The following is a 20,390-nucleotide window of genomic DNA, read 5'->3' on the forward strand; positions in this document are numbered from 1 at the left end:
GATTAGCTTTTTTGTTTACAAGCAGTGAATTGGATAAATCAAGAACATGCTTTACCATAATCCTTACTTAATTAGTTTGCCAACAGCTGAACATCAATGCAATAAGCATGTGCTATCACATTAAGTAAGCCTCTAGTCTATCTAGATTTACTGGCATAGCTTTCAACTTCGTGTCTGCAGATAAAGTTGGGGGCTACAATTATGGTTATTCATCACTAAGTTCAAGTGATAGTTAGACACTTGACTGAGCCTAACTACTAGTTTACTGATAAAATAGATTTTTTTAATTCTTTTTAGTGATTTATAATCTTCAAAGCTATTCTTTAGTTAACATCTGCTCATTAACAAATTTTCTATATGAAGGAAGATTTTTTAGCAATTCAGAATGTGTTCCATTAGCCTGTATATGATTTTTATCAAGAAAATATATACAATCAGAGTCAACAATCGTTGATAATCTATGTGCAATTACAATTAATGTTTTTTCCTTCGAAAGAAGATTCATTGAATTAGTCACAAGTTTTTCTGAATCAGCATCCAGATTAGAAGTAGCTTCATCAAATATTATAAATTGTGCATTTTTTAAATACACTTTTTCAGCACATTCAATTTTACCGATCTTATATTTTGAAAAGATTCCGTAGCTATAGCATTAAGATCTCCCAACCTTCCTTGATAATCCTTAGAAATTTTTTCTGAAATTTTACCTAATTAACAAAAGAAGGCACAGATTGCGATATGAAGTTTTTTACAATAGTTGCATCATTAATTACACGACTAGCTAATTGACCACTCATATTGTTATTAAAAAAACTTAAGGGTAATTTCAACAAATGATTTTGTAGTTGCAATCTAACACTTGTTATTTGCTTATCACCTTCACGACTAATTATAAATCCACTTATAGAATCTATAATTGAACTTAATATTAATAAGGCAACAATACCAAAGATTAATTTGAGATTTGTAGAGTTACCTAGTAATTTTTTTAAATCAATTGTTTGTCTGATTTGTAAAGGTATTAATAAATTTATAAGATTACCAAAAATACCTAATAATATACCAATTAGAAATAGTCCAGTAACTTTAAATAGAGGTACTTTTTTCATGATTAATTCCTTACTTACACACAGTATCTTTTAATAGCGTTTTTTACGGAAAATCAGATAACCTAGAATAAAGAAAATGATAATGTAAAACATTGACCCGATAAGGATTTGATTATTATTCAGATGAGTTGTTTCAACATACATTGAGTAATTACCGAACTGGCGAGTTAAATTAAGCATATTTAATGGATTCCACCTCATCACATTGATGAACTTATTTGAGTTTAACAAATTACTAGAAATAGTTTGCCCCATGAATACTAACAAAAAACTTAGAGTAACTACAATGGCATTATTATTAATTAAACAAGATAGTAAGAAAACAAGTGTTATGATTAGCATTGTCGTAACTAAATCAACCATGAATGCCGTTAACATGTTTTCCCAAATTGACTGACCGTATAGATAGGTCATTGTCCACACTGCTGAAGTTCGAAAAAGCGTATAATGCAAACAAAATGTATAAACAAGTGCCAGTAAGTGCAAAAAGACATCATACAGAAACAGTACAATGTACTTTGACAAATAAACATAAACCTTATTAGTGGCTTTATATAATAGAGTTAAGATGGCATTATTCTGAAATTCCATCGAGAAGGTCGTAGCACCTATTACAACCAGTATAAACATAATCCAATCAGGTGCATCAAAACATAGTACTAGTAACAGCTTGTTTTCTTCACCGCTCAGCGCATAGCCTGCCAAGATCATCAATACTAATAAAATTATAGGAGCAATCCAAGCTATTTTTTTGTGACGTAACTTATAAAATTCTTGTTTGATACTATAAAACATCATTTATTCTCCATCTTATAATTTAAACCCGCCGATTTTTGAAGAGGTAATAGCCTATAATCGCAAACAAAATACCATAAATCAACGTAGTCACAATCAATTGCATGTTAGTCAAATTGGATTTAAGGATAATCGAACTTCTGGTCAACTGCTGGGAAATAAAAATCATATTAAGCGGGTTCCACTTGATAATCTTAACCAGTGATGGCAGAGACGACATCAGACCAGCTGAAAGACTGGCACCAAAAAAGCTAGGGCTAAGCCAATACAGATTACTACTGCATTGATTTTAACAAGCATGGTCAACATGAAGGATAACCCAATGATGAAAACAGAGTAGATTACTTCACCAAACATATTAAGTATAAGAGCGTCTCTCAACGTATGTGCATGAAAAGCTGCACCCCAACTAAATCCACCAGGTACAAAAAGCCAATTCAATATAAAAGTGAATAGAATAGCACCAATTGTCAGTATAAAGCCATAAACAAAAACAACAATGAGCTTGGCCAGATAAATTTTGAGTTTGCTTGAATTTTTGTAGATTAGCATAATAATCGTATTATTGCTGTACTCCATGGCAAAAAATGCAGACCCAACAGCAATCAGAATAATTGGAATCCATTCGACTGATCCAAAACCAAATGCCAATGTATTCTTGGTAATGTTTGTTGTTAGTGCACTGTAGACCATCAAAACAAGCATAGTTATTACTCCATACATTGCAACCTTTTGGTGGTAAAATTTATAGAACTCTTCTTTGAGACTAACGCCCATCTTCCTTACCTCTTTCTCGGTCCAGAATGTTAACGACAAGTTCCTCAAAGCTAGCCTCTAATGGCAGTATTTCTTGCAAGTGGATATTATTTTTCAAAAGTACATCCTGAATAGCAAAAATGTTTTTTTGATCTATGACTAAGAAATTATTCTTGAGTATAAACGGAATCTTTTCTTTCTGCAGAAGAGACATTGCTCGATTATTATCTTCCGTGAGTACTTTATATTTTTGTTTACTAGTCTTATTAAATTCCTCAATTGGTTGGTCAACAATAATTTTACCTGAAGTTATCAGTACCACTTGAGTCATAATCTTTTGCAGTTCACTTAAAATATGACTCGAAATAAGAAAAGCTGTTCCTTAATCGGCGTAGCGTTTAATTAACTTGCGCACGCCAATGGTAGCTTCAATATCTAGGCCATTCATTGGTTCATCTAAAATTACTAACTGAGGTTGATTAAGTAAAGCGATTGCAATCCCTAATTTCTGTTTCATGCCTAAGGAATAACCCTTGGCTTTATTATTAATATAAGAATCCATCTGCAAAGTGGAAACCAATTGAGTTAGATCTCTTTTATTACGGGCATATAATTCCAGATTCTGTCTTCCCGTTAAAAATGGATAGATAGCTGGATGCTCGATCAAAGCGCCAACCCTTGCTAAAGCCCTATGATTAGTCTCAGTGACTGGACGATTACCCACGGTGATACTACCGGTAAACTTCGTCAAGCCTAAAATGGTTTTCATAATCGTGGTTTTCCCCGCACCATTAGGTCCAATTAAACCGACAATTTCACCTGCCTTAATCTTCAAAGAAATATTGTTTATAATTTTAATTTTTCCTATATAAGTGTTTACATTACTGACTTCAAGTATTCCTTCATTAGCGTGTTTCATTTTTAAATTAAACCTCTAAAATAACTTAAATTCATTGTTACATTATAACTGTTTCGCTGTTCTACTTATATAACACACAAAAGCAAACTATTATACAATTAATTTTTAAGTAATATGACCAATTTAAAACTAGATATTAATACTCAGTATTGAGATTCATTTTCTAAATTGAACAAAAACTATCAGCAATTAGACATGTATAAAAATGGCTTTATTACCAAAATTTTAAAGTAATCTACAGGTGTTCATCGTAAATACCAAACATTATTTGATTTTTTCGCTTTATTATCCTATCTTTGGTTAGCAGAAATATGTGGCGTCAGCGATAAACTTTTTATAACTAAATCTATTCATTAAATATTTAGAATACTGATAAACAAAAAAGAGTCTGCAAACGATTTGATATCTTAAACCAGACTCTGTTTATATTAAATTAGAAATTTGCAGCTAATCTTTTTGTGATGAGATTAATTAAATTCTACTTTGCATAGAATTACTTACTAAGCTTAAATATTTTTATATATTAATTTCTTTATTTCCTACCATTAACTAGATAGCTATTAATTAAAAACTTGAGAAACGAAATCATCTTGAGACTAGGACGATCTAAAAAATTATTTTATAGCAAACACAATAAATATATTAAATTTGTGGGAATCAGTAAAAAGCTTTGTTTGATTAATATTTTTGCTAACGTGAAAATTATTGATTTTTTTGATAAGACATGGTCTGCTGGTCAGCCGAATATAGCATTGGTAGATTTTGGGTAAGCGTCTAGGCGATTTTATGGTTACAGATAAAAAGCGATATTTTAAGTATGTGGATAGCCAATGGTTTAATTTTTATACATTGTTATTGGTTTACAATCTACTTATAGTAAAAAACAATTTAAAAATCGTTTAGCTTTCACGACTTATCTAAAAATATATCACTTTTAATCGATTAACATATTAGTCAAAAATCGAATTATATCTATTAAATCCAAATAATTTTTTAAATACGTTAATATTTATTTTAACTAATAAGTTACTATTTTATCCTATCAGCTTAACGATATACCTATAATATCAAAAGCAAAAATTAATATTAAAGCAAATGAAGAAATGGATTTCATTGCGTAAGATAAATAAATAAGTAAATGGTTAAAGAAATTTGTTCCAATGAATAAAAATAAAAATAAAAAAATTTGCCCTATATCAATTAATACCAATATCATTATTTTTGTTTTATAAATAGCATAAAAATCTACAGCATTCCTAAACAAGCCCAATATCAGCAATATTAAAAATATTGGCATCAGCTGTTTCCAATATCCAAAACCAAATATCATATTCAGTATATGCTTGATTTTATATGGTAAACTTGTCGATATTTTTGGTAAAAATATAAAAAACAATGAAACTATAATTCCCCAAAGAGCTCTGCTCACTTTGCCAATCATATTATATTCCTCTATTAAGTAAGCATTTTTACTTATTAAGTTGATTATCATATTTTATATAGATACAATTTAATTATCTTTTATACAACTTTACAATTCACCGAATCGTGGGAAAACCCTAAAAGGAAACCGTTCAATCAAATTTTTAGTTTCCATTTCAATAAATTCTGTAAAGCCGCCCTTTTCTGCTCGTTTTTGGGCAACTACCTTTAAAAAATGTTCTTGGTCAATCCCCTTAAAGTCTAAATAAGCTCTTAAAACTTCATAAACATCACCAAGCTCTTCAACCAAGTTGGTTTCACTGGTCGCATTAACTACTTCGCCAGTTTCTTCCACTAATTTTTTCTTTAAGGCTGGCTCAATTTCGTCATGTGTAAGGTAACGATAATTAGCCGCTTTAGCAAATTCAGGTATTTTATCTCTAACTAATTTTTTCATCTTAAATTCTCTTATAAAATAATAAAGACAATAGTTTTTATGATACTATAATGAATTCCTACTTTTTTTGTAAAATATCAAAAACTTCTCTACTTCATTATTCTGCCTTTTCTTGCCAATGGCTAAAGTAGCGCATAATCAGCCAACTTAAGATGATGGTTAACAAAACGGGTACAACATAAGTCAATGCGGCTACTTTTTGATAAGCAAGCGGAATGTCAGGTAGCCAAAAGACGGTCAAACGGCTTTGCCATGCCCAAGGAATGATTGGCCAAATAAAATCAAATAAGGAAGTTGTAGCCAACATTGCAATTACTGAGCCAAAAAAACCTAAAACTAAGCTACCACCAACGTTCCACTTCATTACAGCCACTTCAGCAAGCTCATACTGTAAAAAGCCTAAAAGCGCCATGGCAATGCTAGTAAGCAATAATTTAATAAAAGAAATGTCAACCACTTTAAAACCAAAAGCCAAGATTAGATAATAAATTAAATTCGTGCCGATAATCTCAATTACATACAGCAGCCAGTAATAAAACAATTGCCCCCCTACTATTTTGCCCCTGCTAATCGGTTCGGTTAGCCAATTTTTAAAGTCTCCCGCCTTCTTCTCTCGATCATAGACTATGCACACGACAATGCTAATCACAAGCGGTGAAGCAAGTGCCAAAAAAGTATTAAATATATTGATCATATTTTCTGAACTGGATAGATTTTTGCGACTGCCATAATACCAGCCAAAGATAACGGGGAGGAAAATTAAAGCAATTAAATGTAGATAAAGTAGCATGCTACGACGTAGTTTGACATTTTCCGCACCACAAATTCGTTTAAGCATTTTTAATCACCTGCTTTTGAAATGAATAGGCTGCCAAATAACTGAAAATAATAAATAGGCCAATTGAAGCAAAAATAGTCCAAGAAGCATTAGGCACAAGCGCACCAATTTTTATCGGAGTACCATTAATATGTAATTTAATCAATGCCACCGGAAATAGGTTGGACCAACCATACGGCAAAATCGGACCCCAAGAAAAGGTGGTTACACAATATAAGCCAATCATAGAACCGATAAAGGCTAGCCCAAGCGTAATATAGAGGTTAGATATTCTGCTTAACCACGTATAAAGAGGGATTTCCCAGATAGTCGTTAAAAAAAGGCCTCCAACTGCAACTAGGCAGGAAACGATTCCAACTCTAACCGTCCAAATAAAACTGGTTAATATAAGAAACACGACTAAAAAGAAACTAACAATAAACGATAATAGTACACCATGCAAGATTCTTCCTAATTCATAAGTAAACAAATTAGTGGGCGAGCTTAAAATTGTTTTATATTCCGTACTATTTTTTTCATAACGATCGATTAGACCAATAATTAACGCCAAATATAAATTAAGCCAAAATAAGCTCCATTGATTAATCGTACTTTCAAGCACATAACCCGTCGAATTAAAAAAAGAATGATGAAAACCATAACCAAAAGGGGGAAAAGTACCGTTATGGGTCTAATAATTGTTCTTTTGGTTTTAAAAACTTCATTTTCTAAAACTTTAAACATATAGAACACCAACCTTTTCCAAAGTCGAATTAAACAGTTTTTCCAAATCAGTTTCATGGTCATATGGTTGTTCCAAGAGAAGCTTGCCGGCGCCAATAATACCAATATTATCAGCTAGATGTTCTACTTCTGAGAGCATGTGACTAGAAATAATGATTGTAATGTCTTTCTGCTTGAATTCAGCAATCAAATTACGTAACTGCTGGATGCCTAGTGGGTCTAGTCCATTAGTCGGCTCATCTAAAATCAAAAGTTTAGGATGTCCAACTAAGGCTAAACCAATTCCTAACCGCTCTTTCATTCCTAAAGAAAAATTCTTCGTTAATTTATTTCCAGTATTGTTAAGACCGACGGTTTGTAAAATACTGGGAATCTCACTTTCGCTTGTGCCACGCAAACGACAAATTATCTATAAATTCTCTTTAGCAGTCAGATTGCTATATAAAGGAGCATTTTCAATTAATGAACCAATCTTAGCTAAGTCAGATCTTGTCCATTCATGACCAGCAAATTCGACTTGACCACTTGACGCCGGGATCATTCCCGTTAAAATTTTCATTAAAGTGGTTTTACCTGCTCCATTAGGTCCTAAAAGACAATAAACTTTATTTTCTGGAATATGTAAATTTATTCCATCTAAAACTAGTTGGTCTTTAAACTTTTTAACCAGATTTTTTGTTTCAAGTAAATTAATCATGCGCATATTCTCCTAAACGTATTTAGATTTCCCCCATAATTATATCAATATGTACTAAGTATATAATTTTTAATTATTATTTCGTAATATATCATATCATGAAAACTAGCAAACGTCCTCTTCCCTGTGGCTTTTATTAAAATAAGGAAGTAATCTTGAATTTTCACTAAATGATCACAATAACTCTTCAGGTAAAAGGTTGTTTAATGATATTTAAAATTTCAAAAAGTTAAGTTCCAGCTTAGCCATTTATCTGCCAATTACTCTAAAATACTTAAAAAAGTTTATTTTACTACCAAAAAATACAGTATCGCACCTTCTTATTTTTTAGTTAGCATTTTTTTGCAAAAATTATCTGTAAAAATTGCAATAAATTTACACACAGTTAATTTGGAAAAACCTCATTTTAAAATACTTTTGCAGATAGGTTTTAGCTAAATTGATTTTAACATCATTACAATTAAATTGAACTAGAGTAAAATAAAGTTATTATTGTAATTTTAGTTATCTAAGGAAGAATTATGATGTTGAAAAATAATACGAGTCTATTAGCTCTACTCGAAAACCAACAAATGCCTACTTCTGTTGAACAGAGTTTAATTGATACCGCAGTAAAAGAACTAAAGCACCAGAAAAATGTATATCAGGTTAAAAGAGATTTGATTAAAAAATTAAATACGCTAGCACTTAAAGAAAAACTATCCAAAAAGGGAATACAATTACTTATTCAACTAAACAAACCTAACTTCAACGAAGACGTTGCCAAATCAGTAACAACTTGGTTTTAACCCCCTAATATTTAGATTTATTAAATCCATAATTTCCTATATTGAGTAGCTGATTGTTTTAAAAATAACACTAACTGATTAAATAGCGGTTCTAACATTCAAACAAAATCAATTAGTTAAAATTCTAAGTTTGGTTTCTTCCATTATTAATCTTTCAGATAAAATAATAAACTTGTCGTTAGACTTGCAAGCTCAAAGTTAAAAAGTATAAATTAAACTAAAAAGACTAACCTCGATTTAGCATCAAGAATCAGTCTTTGATTAAACGTTATTAAGTAGTCCTAATTTTAGCTTCACTTCAGCTTTTTTGAGATATATTTTCCGACCGCACATGTCTTGAAGCTGCGGGAACTTGCTCAAATTATCAGCCAGCTGCATCTTTTGGGCCCAGGTTTGCGCGGCCGCGTTCAGCTGGTCGTTATGTTTTCCTTGATGCTACCCGAAAACAAGATGGGATCCTGCGGGATATAGCCTATTTAGTTAAGATTGGGTTCAATGATCCGGCCCTCTTTGTCCCTAAAGGTAATCTCTCCGGTCGTCGACATTAGTTCCTGTAAAATCAATTTGAACAGGGTCGATTTACCGGTACCGCTGTCTCCTGAAAGCAAGATTTTTTCACCGGCCTTGATGTGAATGTCCGGATAGGTCAGACTTTCACCGTTGTTAAAATTTTTGTGCAAACCGGTAATATATCTAAACCGACAAATGCAGCTAAGCTGCTCGTTGAAGTTTGCGTGGAAGTAGCAACGGGCTTGGTGTCTTGAGACACCTTGGCGTTCGGTAGAATATTCTATAGAATATCAATTTTCATCAAGCCTTTGAGATTATCGCTATCGCTAAGATACTAACTATCAGCAAAAAGTCCGACCAACTAGCCTTTTCTTTTAAGAAATACTACCGAAAAATACGCTATACAAAGATGTCATGTTCAAGAATACCCATGCAATACTTAAATTAGAGGAAGACGTTGCCAAAGTGTAGGCAATCTGGGGCAACAAAGTTAAAAAAGCACGTGCGGCATAGATCCCAAAAATTTTAACAGATATTTTACTTCTTTGAATTGTAAAAGCTTTATTCTTAACCCAAAAGGTAATACAAGTAATTATGTAGCGAATATAAATTGTACCAATTGTAAAAAAGGTCAGATCCGCTGCAGCAATTAGTCCTTTAGTCAATAATGGCGACAGCGCCGCTTGAATCGTTAATAAAGGAGCAATTACACCAAGTGTTCTCAATGTAAATTTAATTAGCTACGTCGTTGTTTGAAAACTATGTAGATTACAACCAGAATCGTCGACCCAATTGATACCAAATACGATGAGCGACTGAAGTAACCCATTGTTAAAAAAATGGCTAATGGAATAAATAAATCTGACAATTTGCTCAAAATAACGGATTTCATAATCGAAACTTTTTTCATTACGTAGCTATAACCGTATGCTACTAATTGCGTTAATAGTGCATACAGCAACATTCTTAACAAATAGCTTATAGTAATCGTCGGCCCATGAAAATTAACCAACATGTAAATCAAAAAAAGGTAACTAAAACCGCGCTCCAAATGTTATTCAGAAAATTAACATTGATAGAACCTTGCTTCCGGTATCCCATTTGGTAACGATCAATAACGGAAATAATCCCACGCGAGAATGAAGAAATAGTAGCAAAAACGATTAATACAACACTACTGGTTATCATTTTCTCCCTGCTCCATCTCGAGAAATTCTGCAAAGCTGCCCTTTAAGGTACGCTTTTTTTCTACTTGCTTTAAAAACGTTGCTTGGTCAACACCCTTGAATTTTAGGTAAGTTAGGATAACTTCATAAACGTCACCTAGCTCTTCAATTAAGTTAGTTGAACTGTCGGCTTCTATAACTTCCATTGTTTCTTCAATCAGTTTTTTCCTTAGAGCAGGTTCTCGTTCTGAATCAGCTAATTTACGAAACTTAGCATTCTCAAGAAATTCGGGAATTTTGTCCCTAACTAATTTTTTCATTTTTAAATACTTCTTTTAACTTATCTCTATCAGCATTTACTTGTTCCCAGTTAGGGTTGTCATGCCAATTTGCTAATTCTGGTCGGCCAATCGCTTCAGCAGTAATAGTTCTTAAATACTGTCTTGGAATTGGGCGTGTGATTTGAAAGAGAGATTCTTCTTGATTAAAATCCTCAAAATACAGATACTGACCAAGCTCATAACACTTTTCAAACATAGCTGATGGTGCTTCTAATTTTATTGGAAACAATCCGTCACTTATTAATCTATCTTCTAAATCAACTTTTACAGGAATAGCATGCATATGGCATGGTAACACAATTCTTCTCCTGTCTGAACATGACAATATCCTGCACGTCCATGTTCAAAAAAATACAACTACCATATTCTTTTGTTAATTTTACTCTAACTAATTCTTTAAGAATCAAAAATTCTGATTGAAGCTCATCTGGTAGTAAACCAACACAATTATAATGATCATTGGATACAATTAAAGAATATCCTGGTGCTATTGGTCCTACTGAAATACAAACAACGAAATTTTTTGTTTTATAACATACGGGTGTTTCTTTTTTTCACAAAAAGTGCAAAAATCTGTTATATTTTTCATAGTATCCTCCTAATCAAAATTATATATGCTTGGACTAGAATATATATTTGGAATGTTTATATTTTTTACCGCGTCTAGATTACTTACGACTTTAGATATGTAGTTTATTAATTCTTCAATCTCTTCTTCTGTATTAAACTGTGACATACTAACCCTTACACATTCAAATAGATTAATTTTCAAAAATTCATGTATAAAAGGCGCACATATTATTCCTGCTCTAGTTTTAATATCAGCATCTTCGTCCAAAAATGTTGATAATCTAGATGGAATTATGCCATCAATGTTAAATGAAACTATTCTTATTGGATTAGGCTTAGAATAAACAGAAACATGTTTTATTAAAGATAATTTAGTAATAAGTGATTTAGTTTTCTGTAATAAATCATTTAAATAATTTATACCATAATATAAGGATCCTATACCAAGAGTATTCATAGTTCCTGCTTCATATTGCAACGGTATTCCCTTAGGTTACACTAGAAGCTCTGATAATACTCCTGTGCCACCGACTTTAAAAGGACGAATTTCTACTTTTGGATTTATATAATACCCTCCTATTCCTGTAATACCAAATAAAGACTTATGACCTGTAAAAGCTATAAAATCGGCTTTTATTTTTTGATTATCTATAGGAATGTGACCAATAGATTGTGACGTATCAAGCAGAAATTTCACATTTGGATATTTTCTTAATGCACTACCAACTTTTTCAACATTTTGAATTGATCCTGTAATATTTGATGCATGGTTAACCACAACTAAACGTGTACTACCAGTTACTGCATTTATAATCTCATCTGGATTCACATAACCATACTCATTCGATTTTATCCACGTTATTTTTATATTTTTTCTTTACGAAGTCTAATAAGTGGGCGTACAACAGAATTATCTTCTATAGCAGTTGAAACCGCATGATCTCCATCTTTTAAGAAACCATCTATAATCATATTTAGTGAATCAGTTGTATTAGACGTAAAGACAATACTTGTCGGATAATCAACATTCAATAGCTTTGCAATCTTTTTTCTTGTCTCAAATATAATATCCGTATCTTCTGTACTAGAGGTCCTCATTGAACTTCCCGTAGTATTCTCAATTAAATCATTACTCCTTTCCTTACATATTCAGGTTTAGGATATGTAGTTGACTCATTATCAAAGTAAATCATCTTTTCCTCCCTATCATTTTATCTGTTGACATATTTATAACTCTATCATTGATTTTAATCTACGTGTTTCAAGCAAAAAAACCTATTTAAGCAAAAAATATTTTATTTTATCAACAAAAAAGCGAACTTTAAATAAATTTTATTAATATATATTCGTATTTTATACTAAAAATAAATAGTGATATTTTTTCTTAATATTTACTTATATTATTTATTAACGTTTTTACAGTCTGTTGAACTAAATTTATCCAACAAAAAACAAGTTTTGCATAATGATAAAATGTCTAACTTTTTAGTTGTACTTCAAATTCGGAGGTCATATTTTTATGGTTAAACTATCTAAACAAGACAAAATTGAAATCTTTCATCTTTGGCAAAACCAGCAAGTGGGGCCACAGAACTTAGTCGCCGCTATCAGGTCTACGATTCAATATCTTTTAACCCTTATCAATCATTATGGGTCAGCCATTCTTGACCGACCTTATACAAACTATTCAGTTAACTTTAAGGAACTAGCTATTAAGCGGGTACTGGTCAAAGGTGAAACGATTTATCGGGTAGCCCTTGATTTAGGTCTTAAAAGTTCAGGTGTTTTGTTTAATTGGCTGCTTCAGTACCGTGAAAATGGGTATAATGTCGTTATCAAACAGAGAGAACGACCGCCTCATGACCAAAAGAGAACAATTAATCAAGCAGGAAAATCACCGCTTGAAACAAGAAAACGGACGTTTACGTCAGCAGAACTTGAAGCTGACCGTCGAGAACGAATTCGTAAAAAAATTGAACCCCTTGGTCGATCAGCAGGTCAAGAACCGCAAGCCGCGGAAATAGCCCGGGCAGTTACAGAGCTGATGCGTGAACTCAAAGTTAGCGTAACTTTTATTCTTGAAGTTATTAATGCAATACCAATCCTAATCTGCCGCACTTATCGCGCAGTAATTACTACTACACGCTTAAACGGGGCGACAAAGACCAGGGCAATGAAGTCGTAATGATCACAATCAAAGCCAGTTATGAAAAACATAAACACCGCCGGATTATCCTGGAGCTCAGGCGGCGCCTGGCAATCAACCACAAGAAAGTGTAGCGTTTGATGAAGAAGCTGAAATTATTTGGTTTGGTTAGTAAACGCTGGTGCAAGTATAACAGCTACTACGGCACCCAAGGTCCAATTAAGCCCAACTTGATCAAGCACAATTTTGGGGCGATTTACCCCAAGCACAAATGGTATTCCGACGTGACCGAGTTCAAACTTAACTGGTAGAAGACCTACCTGGCGCCCATCATCGATGGCTGCACGCAGGAGATTATTGCCTACACCATTTTCCATAGTCCCAACCTTAAGCAGACCATAGACATGTTAAGGCAGGCCTTGCGCAGACACACCCACCCCTGAACGGTTTGGTCTTTCATACGGACCAGTGCTGGCAGCACCAGCACCTGCAATTTCAAGCCTGGCTAAAAAATCATGGCATCGACCAGAAGGGGATGACGACTTGATGGAAGGCTTCTTTGGCATCTTAAAGCGGGAAATGTTCTACGGCTTTGAACAGGCCTTCAAGAACTTAACCGCACTAGAAGAAGCGATCAGAAAACACATTGACTACTACAACACCAAAAGAATCAAAAGCAAACTGAAAGGACTAACCCCGATTGAATATCAGGAGTTAGTTCTCAGTTAGAATTTATTCGACTGTCCTAATTTTAGGATTCTATTTTTGTTGACAAAATTAAATTAAGGATTTATGATACTAACTATAAAAAATTATTTTTTATTAATATTTAAGGAGGCGTTTAAAATGGAATCGACAAGTGAATTTGAAAAATATATTGATAAAAGCCAAATAGCTATTGGCTATGTAGACTTTGAAGTTTCTGAAGTGCGTAATGATTCAACTCATCATAATTGGTACTTTATTTAATAAAATTTTAATATAATGTTGGGGCAGAAAAATGAAATTAGAAAGTAGATTTGAAAATTATGTTAACGCAGATCAAGTAACCACTAGTGCTATGGATTTTGAAATTTCTGAAGTACGTAATGATTCGACTCACCATAACTGGTACTTCATTTAAAAAACAATATAAAAAACTGTTATGCGCTGTGTAAAGAAAAACAACATATCTTACACAGTGTTTTTTTATAGGGAATTTAATATGAAAGACGAATTACTAAAATATTATCCTATGATTCATCAAGACAAAATGATTTATGAATACGAAAAGGGCACGATTAGAATAGGTACCGATGATAATGATGTTATTGAAATAACAGACAAAGAGAACAAATTATTACCTTTATTAAATATGCTAGATGGTAATAATAATGTAGAAAAGATTTTATCTTCTTTTCCTTGGATCAATTTAAAAAGTTTAAGTCTTTTAATAGTTAAATTATCAAAAGCTCACTCACTAAGTTTATTAAATGAACCCTTAAGCGTACTTACAAGCAACGATGAATTTAAAAGCGATTGTACATATTATTATAGTGAAGGACTTAATGGACAAGATATCATTAAAAAAATAAAGAATTTGAAAGTAACAATTTTTGGAGTAGGTGGAGGTGGAAGCTTACTGGCTCTGCAACTAACGAATTTAGGCGTTAGACACATACATCTGGTCGACAATGACAAAATAGATAAATCAAATCTACATAGACAATTCCTTTTCAAGAATGATGATATTGGAAAATTCAAAGTTGATGTTGTCCAACAATTTTTAAAATCAAGAAATTCTAATGTTAAAATTACTGTATCCAAGAAAAAAATCATCTCTGTAAATTCAGCAATAGATGAGATAGAAACTAACGAATCAAATTGGGCTTTCTGCTGTATGGACGAGCCCCCTTATGTAGCACAAAGAATAATAAATAGAGCTAGCTATATTAAGCAAATTCCTAGTTTATATGGGTTTAGTTCAAGAGATTCATGTAAAATGTTAATGGTTAATCCTAATAAATCTGGTTGTATTGACTGCTTACTAAACGCTACAAATGATACGGAATTTGAAAAATTAGTATACGCTTTACGGAAAAACAATTTTAAGCCCACCACACCTATTATTATTCCAAATTTAATGCTAGAGACTTCCTGGATGGTTAAAAAATGGTTAGATCAAATAACTAATAAAAGACAGCAATGGAATGTACTATACAGATTCGATTATAATTCATTAAAGGAAAAAAGTTTTGTTAGTTTCGAAAGACAAAGTGATTGTCCAACTTGCGGCACAGAAAGTAATAATAAATTATGGCAAATAATCCCAATCAAATAATTAAATTTAAAAATGGTCTACAAATAAATGTAATCAAAATGCCTGAAAGTAAACTTTCAGGCATAGTCATTAAGATTCATTTAAAAGAGCAATATAAAAATGGAATACCACATTTATTTGAACATTTAGTAATAGACCAAATTAAAAAACCAAGCTTTTTGAATGTTAGTGGTAGTACCACTCTTAGATTTATAGCTTTTAAGATAATTGGTATTGAAGATGATATATACGATTTTTTAACCAAATTTGTCTATAATCTATCTAGTTTTCAGCTTACCGATAAAAACTTGGAAAGTGAAAAGTCAATTGTTAAACAGGAACTATTACAATATCGCACTAGTCAACTTGAGAAATTTGCTTCTGAAGCACGTAATAAAATGTTTGATTCTAATGGTGAATATCAAGATTCGGTTTTAGGATCTTTGGATGATATAGATGATATTACTTTAGAAAAGGTTTTAAAGTTTGCCAAGAACAATTTAACAGCTAAAAATATTTCATGTTTGGCAACAGGTAATCATGTAGACAACGTAGTCTCCATTTTAAAGCAACTAGATAGCTTGCCAGTTTATACATCAAAAAATATCGCATTTAATAAAAGCAAAAACATATTGCTGGCAAAATCATATAGTTGTAAGGGCACCATTGCTAACGCACAGGTTGCCAATGTTTCAATGATTTTTAAGCTTACTGATAGCAATCTTTCAACAGTTAAAATATACGCTTTAAGTTTATTTTTTTCAATATTAACTTCTGGGGAAAATGCGTTGATATTGCAGTTACGTAAATCAAATCATCAGATATACTTTATAAAAGCCTTACCTATTTATAGATATAATAGTGTTTACATACAACTGATTTTATCCGGTTTACCAAATGAAGCTAAAGGTATAGTTATAGATTTGAAACATATAATGTTTAATTTCGAAAAGACATCTAAAAAGATACTAAGAGATGCTTTTAAAAATTTATATTTTCAGCAAAACGTCTTATTTGATGGTGTTGAGCATAGTGTTAATTCTTTTTCTAATATGGAATATGAACAAGAAAAGATAACTTCTTTTGAGGGTGTTAAGTATCACGAAATTATAAATGAGTATAATAAGCTGATTTCTAAAATGCTTCTAGAACTCAATAATATAAATATTTTTGTCGAATATAATTGAGAGGAAATAGCGATGATTATAAATTACACACGACCATGGAAAATAACGTTATATGTTTTTCTTGCTTTTTTAAAATCTCTCCAAATTGTTTTTGTTGCTTTTGTTTTTCAAAAATTTATTGACTTCGCCCAGAACCCCCAAGGTAGTTTAATCTGGCTAACTGCTTTTGCCATTTTAGGCTTATTAATATTCGGTATAGTCGGTATAATATATCAGTATTTTTATTATAAAATCATAGAAGAAGTCAATCTTACTCTAAAAAGGTTAACTGCTGATTATTTAGTGAATAACCAATCCAATAATAACAATATTGATAGTTCGTTTATGACTAATGATCTTAAACAAATTGAAACTAATAGTATTAAAGCAGAGCTTTCAATTATTTCTGATTTAATTCAATTCTGTGCAGCTGTAGTCTCTGCCTTTGTAAGTTCTTGGATTATTGCTTTAGTATTTTTAATAGCTTCTTTCGTTCCTGCCATTATTCAATCAATTTTTGGTCCTAAAATAGAGCAAAATTCTGAAACTTGGGAAAATTTGAATAGTAAATATACTGATACAGTTATTGAGACTCATTCTGGAGTTGAAATGGCTAATATATATAATGTTCAATATTCAATGGTTAGTAGATTAATCAAAGCAGCCAAGTTAATGGAAACAGCCCTTTTTAAAACCAATTGGACTAAAGGTATGTCTAATGAACTGACTATGATAATCGCCTATATTTTCAGTATGTTTCTTCCTTTTGCTATTGGAATCAATTTCATTGTTAGCGGTCATTTGACTTTAGGTACATTTATGATGATTTCACAACTTGCAAACAATTTTATTAATCCTGTGGTCGGTATTTTTGAATCATTTAATGATATTAAAACTGCAAAACCAATTATACATAAAATCAAGAAAATTGATTTATATATGAAGACAAGCAAAAACAAGAAAGTTCTTACCAATGTTCCAGATACTTTCCAATCATTACAATTAACAAATGCCGAAGTGAGTCAGGGAAAACAGATGATTTTTACTAATGTTAACCTAAAAATCAAATCTGGAGAAAAAGTCCTCCTTGAGGCACCTTCTGGTTGGGGAAAATCAACTTTATTAAGCGTATTAATCGGGATGAAGCAACTTAATTCTGGATCATATAAGCTTAATCAATTTGAAGCCAATGGAAATTGGTCAAAATTACATGAATATTTTTCGTTTATCGAGCAAAAACCATTTATTTTAAATGATACTTTAGAATACAATATCACTTTGGGTCGACAAGTTTCTAAAGCTAATCTGAATAATGCCATTACGCGAGCCGGATTAACTGATCTTGTAAATGAAAAAGGCTTAAGCTACTTACTTGGTAAAAATGGCAATAATCTATCAGGTGGTCAAAATCAACGGATTGAAATTGCTCGAGCATTACTAACAAAAAGGCCAATATTATTGGCCGATGAAGCAACTTCCTCTCTTGATCAAGATTTATCCATGCAAATACACCAAACAATTTTAAATAACTTCAATGGCACGGTTATCGAGGTTGCACATCACATCACATCAAAAGAAAAGGCTATGTTTGACCAAATAATTGATTTATCAAAATAATCGTAATCTCGGTTTGTCATGTGGCATTTCAAAAATTAAGAAATATATGAATATACATGAAAAGCTGTTACATATAGGCTATAAAAAGACTTGACATTGGTTGAATACCAATGTCAAGTCTTTTAGTTTAAGTTTTAATTCATTAATCATTAGTTATAGTTCTTTATAAAATGAAGCAAGATTACCCCAGTATCAAATACGTGTGGCTAGGCCCATGCCCACGTAATAGAGAGGTAGATAATTTTAAAAAAATATTAATAAAACTAACTCTTTAGATTGAAGAATTAGATCCAGCAAAATTAACTAATATTTTATAACATAAACAATTAAATAAATAATTTATTTAATTTTGTTTAAAGCATCTTTTTGCTCTGTTTGATCAATATGGGTGTACAAATCTGTGACAGAGGTACCATGCTGGACAAGCTGCTGTGAGACCAAAACGGTGTCCTGGGTCTCTCCGTAAAGTTCCGAGGCTAGCGTATGCCGCAACTTATGAGGCGTAATACGGTTGCCAAATGCTACAGAATACTTGGCAACAAATTATTCGATAGCGTCTGATGTTAACCGTTTTGCCTTACCATTTTGTAGAGACACAAAGAGGGAAATTTCATCTTCGGCACCAGGATAGCGGTCATTTCTGACGACCAAGTACCTTCTGATATAGGGCAATACCCAACGTGCAATTGGCACAGTATCTTTTTGACCGCCTTTGCGGATCACATTTAGCATGGGCTTGTATGTTTAACTCCTTAACATTTGCACTGGCAGCCTCTTGGACCCTCACACCAGCACCTAGCATTAGCGCTATTATTGCAATATCACGCTCTTTATTTCGCACAAAATGTCCTGCAATATTATTATTGACCTGCGTTTCATATCTATTAGAAAGAAAATCCAAAAAATCATGTTTCTTTTGTCCCCGATACATGTGTGTCTTGAGTTCATTTGCACGATAATTTAACGTTTTTGAAGCGAGGAGAGAATCGATTTTTGCCATGACATTACGGTAAAAATACGGTTCTCCATTATTATTGTCAGCAGTCACTGTTAAAAAGGTATAAAGAGAACGAAGTGCATTTATCGTCTATTTATTGTGGTGGGAAAGTTGTATTTGTTTTGCTTATTTGGCTTATTCTTTAAAGAATCAATATAAAACATTACATCGTCACGTTTCAAATGCTCTAAAGTTTTTAAACTTATATTCTTGCAGCTATCTGCTCTGCTTAAACCTTCTTGGATTAGCCAGGTGAGGAAGCGTCGTATTTCTGTTAAGTAATAATATTTAGTAATTATTGATAAGTTTTTGGATTGATAAGTTTTTGGTTAGATAAAACTCGCTGACATAGAACGGTAAATTACTAAGTTCCCGATTGATTAATTTGGCGTAGTGTTCTTAATCCATACCGATTTCTTTTGTAATAAATATGTTAAATTATTGGGTATCTCATAAACAAAAAAATTCGCTGCAGCATCTTAATTTTAGAGAGTAGAGCGATCAATACCACTGATTAAATTTATAGTTTTAATCAATCAATGATATTGTAAATAAGAAATATAATTATTCACTACAATAAACAAGTTCAAATAGGATAAAATATGTTCTTATGTTCTCAGATTAGTAAAACTAAAATGCAAGCAGCCGAACCAATTCTTTGTTGCACATTAGAAAATATATTATTATTTTTCAAGTAAACAAAGAAAGCAGAACCGATAATTGTTAACAAAGACATTTGTAAAATTTCTACTAATATATTAAAGCTTCCTCCTCCAGATTGTAATGCAAAGAAAAGCCCAACTGAAATATTTCCCTTGGCACTAAGTAGACCACTTGCACCATGAATACCAAGAAAAACATGGACTGTAATTAGTACAAAATAAAGCATTAAAATAAACACAATAATCTTTTTAGTATTTTTAAGTTTCATCAATTTTTCCTTTACAAAAGGGTATGATATCTACACCCCCAGAATTATTTTGAAATTCTTTTTTTAAAAAAAATTTACGTAATTATCTAAATTTCTAATATTATTAACTGTACAATAACGGGTCAATTATGTAAACGCTATTT

At 32.0% G+C, this 20,390-nt stretch carries 18 protein-coding genes and 6 pseudogenes; 7 read left to right on the forward strand and 17 right to left on the reverse strand.

From position 1 onward, the window contains the following. Positions 1-316: 316 nt before the first annotated feature. The 10 genes and pseudogenes from F5ESL0233_RS05380 to F5ESL0233_RS05435 all read right to left on the reverse strand — a co-directional run bounded on the left by F5ESL0233_RS05380 (position 317) and on the right by F5ESL0233_RS05435 (position 7,716). On the reverse strand, positions 317-592 hold the full coding sequence (locus F5ESL0233_RS05380) for a hypothetical protein (RefSeq protein ID WP_122059135.1): 276 nt from the start codon (positions 590-592) through the stop codon (positions 317-319). A gap of 115 nt (positions 593-707) precedes the next feature. After that, the gene (locus tag F5ESL0233_RS05385; protein ID WP_122059136.1) at positions 708-1,109 is read right to left on the reverse strand and encodes an ABC transporter transmembrane domain-containing protein; all 402 of its coding nucleotides are present in this window, start codon (positions 1,107-1,109) and stop codon (positions 708-710) included. A gap of 30 nt (positions 1,110-1,139) precedes the next feature. Next, positions 1,140-1,907 (reverse strand): ABC transporter permease, encoded by a 768-nt coding sequence (locus F5ESL0233_RS05390; RefSeq protein WP_233554967.1) that lies wholly within the window; start codon positions 1,905-1,907, stop codon positions 1,140-1,142. A gap of 216 nt (positions 1,908-2,123) precedes the next feature. After that, positions 2,124-2,681: an ABC transporter permease gene (locus tag F5ESL0233_RS05395; protein ID WP_122059139.1), complete on the reverse strand. Its 558-nt coding sequence runs from the start codon at positions 2,679-2,681 to the stop codon at positions 2,124-2,126. Next, positions 2,671-3,558, reverse strand: a pseudogene (locus tag F5ESL0233_RS05400) (ABC transporter ATP-binding protein). Before F5ESL0233_RS05400 ends, F5ESL0233_RS05395 begins: the two are co-directional and overlap by 11 nt. A gap of 1,063 nt (positions 3,559-4,621) precedes the next feature. Then, positions 4,622-5,020, reverse strand: a complete 399-nt coding sequence (locus F5ESL0233_RS05410) for a hypothetical protein (RefSeq protein ID WP_122059142.1) — start codon at positions 5,018-5,020, stop codon at positions 4,622-4,624. Positions 5,021-5,110: 90 nt separating this feature from the next. Further along, entirely contained in the window at positions 5,111-5,458 is a 348-nt protein-coding gene (locus F5ESL0233_RS05415; protein ID WP_122059144.1) for a nucleoside triphosphate pyrophosphohydrolase, read from the reverse strand. A 97-nt stretch (positions 5,459-5,555) separates the two neighbouring features. Further along, on the reverse strand, positions 5,556-6,296 hold the full coding sequence (locus F5ESL0233_RS05420; protein ID WP_122059146.1) for an ABC transporter permease: 741 nt from the start codon (positions 6,294-6,296) through the stop codon (positions 5,556-5,558). Then, on the reverse strand, positions 6,289-6,897 hold the full coding sequence (locus tag F5ESL0233_RS05425; RefSeq protein ID WP_158593136.1) for a hypothetical protein: 609 nt from the start codon (positions 6,895-6,897) through the stop codon (positions 6,289-6,291). The genes F5ESL0233_RS05420 and F5ESL0233_RS05425 overlap by 8 nt, the downstream gene beginning before the upstream one ends. Before the next feature lie 114 nt (positions 6,898-7,011). After that, positions 7,012-7,716 (reverse strand): annotated as a pseudogene (locus F5ESL0233_RS05435) (lantibiotic protection ABC transporter ATP-binding subunit). 521 nt (positions 7,717-8,237) lie between these two features. Here F5ESL0233_RS05435 and F5ESL0233_RS05440 point away from each other — a divergent pair. Beyond that, entirely contained in the window at positions 8,238-8,504 is a 267-nt protein-coding gene (locus F5ESL0233_RS05440) for a hypothetical protein (protein ID WP_147442590.1), read from the forward strand. Between the two features lie 416 nt (positions 8,505-8,920). On the opposite strand, the pseudogene F5ESL0233_RS08390 reads toward F5ESL0233_RS05440, so the two are convergent. The 5 genes and pseudogenes from F5ESL0233_RS08390 to F5ESL0233_RS08400 form a co-directional block, all read right to left on the reverse strand. After that, a pseudogene (locus tag F5ESL0233_RS08390) lies at positions 8,921-9,184 on the reverse strand (ATP-binding cassette domain-containing protein); the annotation flags it as partial. 204 nt (positions 9,185-9,388) lie between these two features. Beyond that, the gene (locus F5ESL0233_RS05450; protein WP_122059154.1) at positions 9,389-9,739 is read right to left on the reverse strand and encodes a hypothetical protein; all 351 of its coding nucleotides are present in this window, start codon (positions 9,737-9,739) and stop codon (positions 9,389-9,391) included. 449 nt (positions 9,740-10,188) lie between these two features. Continuing rightward, complete coding sequence (locus F5ESL0233_RS05455; RefSeq protein WP_122059156.1) at positions 10,189-10,500, reverse strand: nucleoside triphosphate pyrophosphohydrolase; 312 nt, start codon at positions 10,498-10,500, stop codon at positions 10,189-10,191. Then, positions 10,484-10,819: a hypothetical protein gene (locus tag F5ESL0233_RS08395; protein ID WP_233554968.1), complete on the reverse strand. Its 336-nt coding sequence runs from the start codon at positions 10,817-10,819 to the stop codon at positions 10,484-10,486. Before F5ESL0233_RS08395 ends, F5ESL0233_RS05455 begins: the two co-directional genes overlap by 17 nt. Positions 10,820-11,119: 300 nt before the next feature. After that, positions 11,120-12,189, reverse strand: a pseudogene (locus F5ESL0233_RS08400) (aminotransferase class V-fold PLP-dependent enzyme). Positions 12,190-12,610: 421 nt separating this feature from the next. Between F5ESL0233_RS08400 and F5ESL0233_RS05480 the strand changes: the two are divergent. From F5ESL0233_RS05480 to F5ESL0233_RS05495, 6 genes and pseudogenes are all read left to right on the forward strand, one after another. Then, positions 12,611-13,966: pseudogene (locus F5ESL0233_RS05480) on the forward strand (IS3 family transposase). 117 nt (positions 13,967-14,083) lie between these two features. Beyond that, the gene (locus F5ESL0233_RS08460; RefSeq protein WP_255409631.1) at positions 14,084-14,206 is read left to right on the forward strand and encodes a hypothetical protein; all 123 of its coding nucleotides are present in this window, start codon (positions 14,084-14,086) and stop codon (positions 14,204-14,206) included. Positions 14,207-14,237: 31 nt separating this feature from the next. After that, entirely contained in the window at positions 14,238-14,360 is a 123-nt protein-coding gene (locus F5ESL0233_RS08465) for a hypothetical protein (protein WP_255409632.1), read from the forward strand. Positions 14,361-14,441: 81 nt separating this feature from the next. Continuing rightward, entirely contained in the window at positions 14,442-15,557 is a 1,116-nt protein-coding gene (locus F5ESL0233_RS05485) for a ThiF family adenylyltransferase (protein ID WP_158593137.1), read from the forward strand. After that, positions 15,533-16,723: an insulinase family protein gene (locus F5ESL0233_RS05490; protein WP_122059161.1), complete on the forward strand. Its 1,191-nt coding sequence runs from the start codon at positions 15,533-15,535 to the stop codon at positions 16,721-16,723. Before F5ESL0233_RS05485 ends, F5ESL0233_RS05490 begins: the two co-directional genes overlap by 25 nt. Positions 16,724-16,735: 12 nt before the next feature. Then, positions 16,736-18,319, forward strand: a complete 1,584-nt coding sequence (locus F5ESL0233_RS05495; RefSeq protein WP_122059162.1) for an ABC transporter ATP-binding protein — start codon at positions 16,736-16,738, stop codon at positions 18,317-18,319. 339 nt (positions 18,320-18,658) lie between these two features. Here F5ESL0233_RS05495 and xerS read toward each other — a convergent pair. Both xerS and F5ESL0233_RS05505 read right to left on the reverse strand, forming a co-directional pair. Continuing rightward, positions 18,659-19,697 (reverse strand): annotated as a pseudogene (xerS, locus tag F5ESL0233_RS05500) (tyrosine recombinase XerS). A 235-nt stretch (positions 19,698-19,932) separates the two neighbouring features. Then, positions 19,933-20,247: a hypothetical protein gene (locus F5ESL0233_RS05505; protein WP_122059164.1), complete on the reverse strand. Its 315-nt coding sequence runs from the start codon at positions 20,245-20,247 to the stop codon at positions 19,933-19,935. Positions 20,248-20,390: the final 143 nt, after the last annotated feature.

This window comes from Lactobacillus sp. ESL0233 (genome assembly GCF_003692995.1).
Taxonomy (GTDB): Bacteria; Bacillota; Bacilli; order Lactobacillales; family Lactobacillaceae; genus Lactobacillus; species Lactobacillus bombicola.